The following is a 4,007-nucleotide window of genomic DNA, read 5'->3' as shown; positions in this document are numbered from 1 at the left end:
TATAGGAGGAATTTCACTGGATAGTGAAAAATCAATATGACCTCCTGCCATTGCCTCAAGCTGAAGGTTTCCACCTTGAAATACACTGTAATCGATCTTATATGGTGTATTATCTAGCCCAGCTGCCTTTAACTCTTCTTCAATACTGCTCCATCCTGTTTGTGCTACTCGTAACGTTACATCAGAGAGTTCATTTTTTTCTGGTTGACTAGCAGAGCTTTTTTGATCGCAAGCAGTCATCAAGCATCCTATAAATATGGTTAGTAAGAGAAGCAGAAATCGAAGATGAAAAGCTCGTTTTTTCATTTGAACGCTGGTCACCCCTTTAACCTTCATACTTTATTGCACGCTCCCTTCATATTCTCTTCTCATTTTTAAGGAGACCAGTACGAATTTTGAACGTCAATTTGTTTTGTAATTAATTTCATTTCTAAAAGGTCATTTGCCTGATCTTGAAGGTCATCTGCAGCTTTTTGATTCATAAATTGAACGTCAGCTGGCTTTTTCTTTAAGATCTCTTTCCAAGTGTCAACTGGAATCTTGGTAGCATCTGATACTAATTCAGCTGCTTCCTTGGGATTTTTATTAATTTCTTTTCCAACCTTTTGAAGTTCCAATACGATTTGTTTTGTTGCTTTCGGATTATCTTTCACAAAATCCTCACCAGCTACGTAGAAGGAACGAAAGGAAACAAGACCAGTAGCATCTGATAACACGCGATTTCCTTTATTTGCAGTTGTTGTAAAGTAGGGTTCCCATATAACCCATCCATCTACTTGGCCTTGTGAAAAAGCAACACTGGCTTCTGGCGGATTGAGATAGACTGGATTTATATCACTCTCTGTCATTCCTTCCGACTTCAGCGTTTTTAACAGCAAGTATTGGGAGATTGATGCTTTATTAAAAGCAATTTTCTTACCTTTAAGATCTTTAATAGTTTTAATAGACGAATCTTTCTTTACTAAAATGCCTTCGGATTCAGGCACAGAAGGTTCACTTGCAATATATACAAAATCAAGCCCCCTTGCTTTTCCAAATAAAGAAGGAGAATCACCTAAACTACCAATATCAATACTCCCTGCATTCAAAGCTTCTGCTACTGCAATTCCCGTATTAAACTCATACCATTTCACTTCATATCCTAATTTCCCTAAGTTCTTTTCCAACAGCTGCTGTTTCTTTAATAGCAACATAGGCGCAGACTTCTGATATCCTACTTTTACGACACCTTTTCCTTCTGCTGATTGATTACCTGCTGTTGTTTCTTTACCTCCTCCACATCCGGTTAAAGCTAGGAGCAATAGCAGAATAATGGTTGTTACATAAAAACTTTTTTTTCGGATCATCTTAAATCTCCTCTAGCTTTTCAGCATTTATTTTGCCTAGTGCCGTACTTTTTTCTTATTATCTTGCACATATTGACCGAATCGATCGATAAAATTTCCTTCTAGCACCGAAGCACGCGTCAGTTCATGAAGAGACTCACTTGAATGACAAACCTCTTTTATTGTTTGAGTCGTGTATGATGGAACATTTGCTAGGATCCTTGCCCATTTTAAACTACTCTTTTGGCCAGCTTCTTCATCCGCACTCAGTTCGTGAATTAAGCCATAATCCAAAGCTGTTTGTCCACTTATCTTTTTACCTGACAATGCTAAAAAACGAGCTTTGGAAGGGCCGATTTCATTAACTAAGCGCTGTGTCCCTAAAATCAATCCAAACTGCGGACCGGGAAATCGAAAGTATGCTACTTCACTGGCAATGCGTACATCACATGAAATAGCAAGATCAGCTCCTGCTCCAAAGGCATATCCATTTACAAAAGAAATCGTGGGAACAGGTAAATGGATCAGCATATCGAATAGCTTCGATAGTTTAGTGAAAAATTCGCTTGCTTCTTCATTGCTTAACCCTTGAATAAACTGTAAATCCACGCCTGCACTAAAAGCGTTAGATACTTCACTGTTTAAAATCAGTGCGCCTACTGTTTTATCTTTTGAAATATCCTCTAGGGACTGCTTAAGTTCTTCATACAATTCCTGATCAATAGCATTAAGGTTATGGGATGCGTGTAAGGATAAAATAACAATTTTTTTAGATGATGGCTGGTGATTCACCGTTACATTTACATATTTCATAGCTTCTCCTTCTTAACCTTTACTCGTTAGGTAATACAATTGCACTGGGCTCAATTTCAGTCAGCGGCAAGTCTGTGACTAACTGAATATTCCCATCCTTTAATAGCTGTTTAAACTCTGTAAATCCGGTATTGGCACTCACTCGGTAATAATGAAAACCTTTCGACTTGGCGCTGTCGTAAGATAATTCACAAAGCATGCTAGGCGGTGCTGCTAGAACTGTTATACCCTGACTTTCAGCCCATTTGACAACCGCGCCTCTTTTTCCTTGGCTCAAATAAATAGAGGGATTTGTAAAATCTTGCGTTTTTTCTGTTTCCGTATTGTATAACCGGATAATGTCCCCTTCCACAATAGGAACAATTTTTTCTGTCTTGCTATTAAGTACAACGGCTACTTGCATTACACTCTTCTCCTTTTATACGGTCGTAGCATCTTCTAAAAGCGACGACGTTTCTTTTTTCATAACTCTTGCTAATACTTTACTTTCTAGTTTTCCAAAGGAATGACTTCCTCTTTCACGAGGCCTTGAAAGGGGAATGCGTAAATCCATCGCAATCTTTCCTTCTTCAATTAAAATAACCCGATCAGCCAGTGTAATAGCTTCTGATACATCATGGGTTATTAAAAGAGCTGTAAAGCGCTGTTCTTGCCATATTCCTTCAATTAGTTCCTGCATTTCAATACGTGTTAACGCATCTAATGCCCCCAACGGCTCATCTAGTAACAGCAGCTTAGGCTGAGTGGCTAATGCACGAGCAAGTGCGACTCGCTGACGTTGCCCACCAGACAAAACAGATGGCCACTCATTTGCTCTGCTCTCTAGTCCTACTTGCTTAAGAGAAGTTAATGCCTTCTCTTTCCACTCGCCTTTTAACCCTAAACTAACACCTACATTGGCTACAATTTTTTCCCATGGCAATAGTCTTGAATCTTGAAACATAAACCGAGCATGGGGATTAATTGAATGTAACTTTTCCCCATTTTGAACGATCTGTCCACTTGTTTCTTTTTCTAACCCTGCAATATGCCTTAATAACGTACTTTTCCCACATCCACTTTGTCCGACGATAGCGACGAATTCACCGGGCGCTATATCTAAATTAATTCCTTTTAAGACTTCAACATCTCCAAAGAGTTTCTTTAAATGCTGTATTTGTAATTGAATTCCTCCACCTTTATATTTCATATTCGCTCGCTCCTTACTTTACGATTTTTGATAGTTTGGATTCCATTTCAATAGCTTTACTTCTAATAGCTTTGCTAAAGAATCAGCAACTTTTCCTAAAATGGCGTATAGCAAGATAGCAACAATAACAATATCAATCTGCATGAATTCACGGGCATTCATCGCCATGTAACCAATGCCAGAATCAGCTGCTACGGTCTCTGCTACAATTAATGTCAGCCACATAATCCCTAAGGAATAACGAATACCAACTAAAACGGATGGAAGAGCTCCTTTAAAGATTACTCGTACTAGAAGTTTATTTTTACTTAGACCGTATACTCTCCCCATTTCAATTAGAGATTTATCAACGGAAATAATTCCATGATACGTATTCACATAGATTGGGAAAAATACACCAATGGCTACTAAAAAAATTTTTGCCTCTTCTCCAATCCCTAACCATAAAATTACTAAGGGAATAAGAGCTAAATGCGGAATATTCCGAAACATCTGAATAGTTGTATCTAGATGTTTTTCAGCAATGGGATATACTCCGTTCACAATTCCTAAAATAAGACCAATACTGCCGCCAATGGCGAAACCGATAAATGCTCGGCTAAAGCTTACTTTAATATGATTAAGCAGCTCTCCAGTTTGAACAAGATGAATTGCACTATATAAAATATCAAGTGGAGAAG

5 protein-coding genes and 2 pseudogenes are annotated in these 4,007 nt (G+C 38.3%); 1 reads left to right on the top strand and 6 read right to left on the bottom strand.

From position 1 onward, the window contains the following. Positions 1 to 336, bottom strand: a pseudogene (locus tag RB298_RS33330) (hypothetical protein); the annotation flags it as partial. A 38-nt stretch (positions 337 to 374) separates the two neighbouring features. Then, the gene (locus RB298_RS33325; RefSeq protein ID WP_328236514.1) at positions 375 to 1,346 is read right to left on the bottom strand and encodes an aliphatic sulfonate ABC transporter substrate-binding protein; all 972 of its coding nucleotides are present in this window, start codon (positions 1,344 to 1,346) and stop codon (positions 375 to 377) included. A 39-nt stretch (positions 1,347 to 1,385) separates the two neighbouring features. Between RB298_RS33325 and RB298_RS33320 the strand changes: the two genes are divergently transcribed. Further along, positions 1,386 to 1,451: a hypothetical protein gene (locus tag RB298_RS33320; protein ID WP_412762507.1), complete on the top strand. Its 66-nt coding sequence runs from the start codon at positions 1,386 to 1,388 to the stop codon at positions 1,449 to 1,451. Between the two features lie 3 nt (positions 1,452 to 1,454). On the opposite strand, the pseudogene RB298_RS33315 reads toward RB298_RS33320, so the two are convergent. The 4 genes and pseudogenes from RB298_RS33315 to RB298_RS33300 form a co-directional block, all read right to left on the bottom strand. Continuing rightward, positions 1,455 to 2,138, bottom strand: a pseudogene (locus RB298_RS33315) (enoyl-CoA hydratase/isomerase family protein); the annotation flags it as partial. Between the two features lie 19 nt (positions 2,139 to 2,157). Next, positions 2,158 to 2,541: a hypothetical protein gene (locus tag RB298_RS33310; RefSeq protein ID WP_486050604.1), complete on the bottom strand. Its 384-nt coding sequence runs from the start codon at positions 2,539 to 2,541 to the stop codon at positions 2,158 to 2,160. A 15-nt stretch (positions 2,542 to 2,556) separates the two neighbouring features. Next, positions 2,557 to 3,327, bottom strand: a complete 771-nt coding sequence (locus tag RB298_RS33305) for an ATP-binding cassette domain-containing protein (protein WP_486050602.1) — start codon at positions 3,325 to 3,327, stop codon at positions 2,557 to 2,559. A gap of 18 nt (positions 3,328 to 3,345) precedes the next feature. Next, positions 3,346 to 4,007, bottom strand: a 662-nt coding sequence (locus RB298_RS33300) for an ABC transporter permease subunit (protein WP_486050600.1), incomplete at its 5' end; no start/stop codon positions are given.

The organism is Priestia sp. BR_2 (genome assembly GCF_041954005.1).
Taxonomy (GTDB): domain Bacteria; phylum Bacillota; class Bacilli; order Paenibacillales; family Paenibacillaceae; genus Paenibacillus_AQ; species Paenibacillus_AQ lautus_A.
This window is presented reverse-complemented; position numbering and strand designations above follow the sequence as displayed.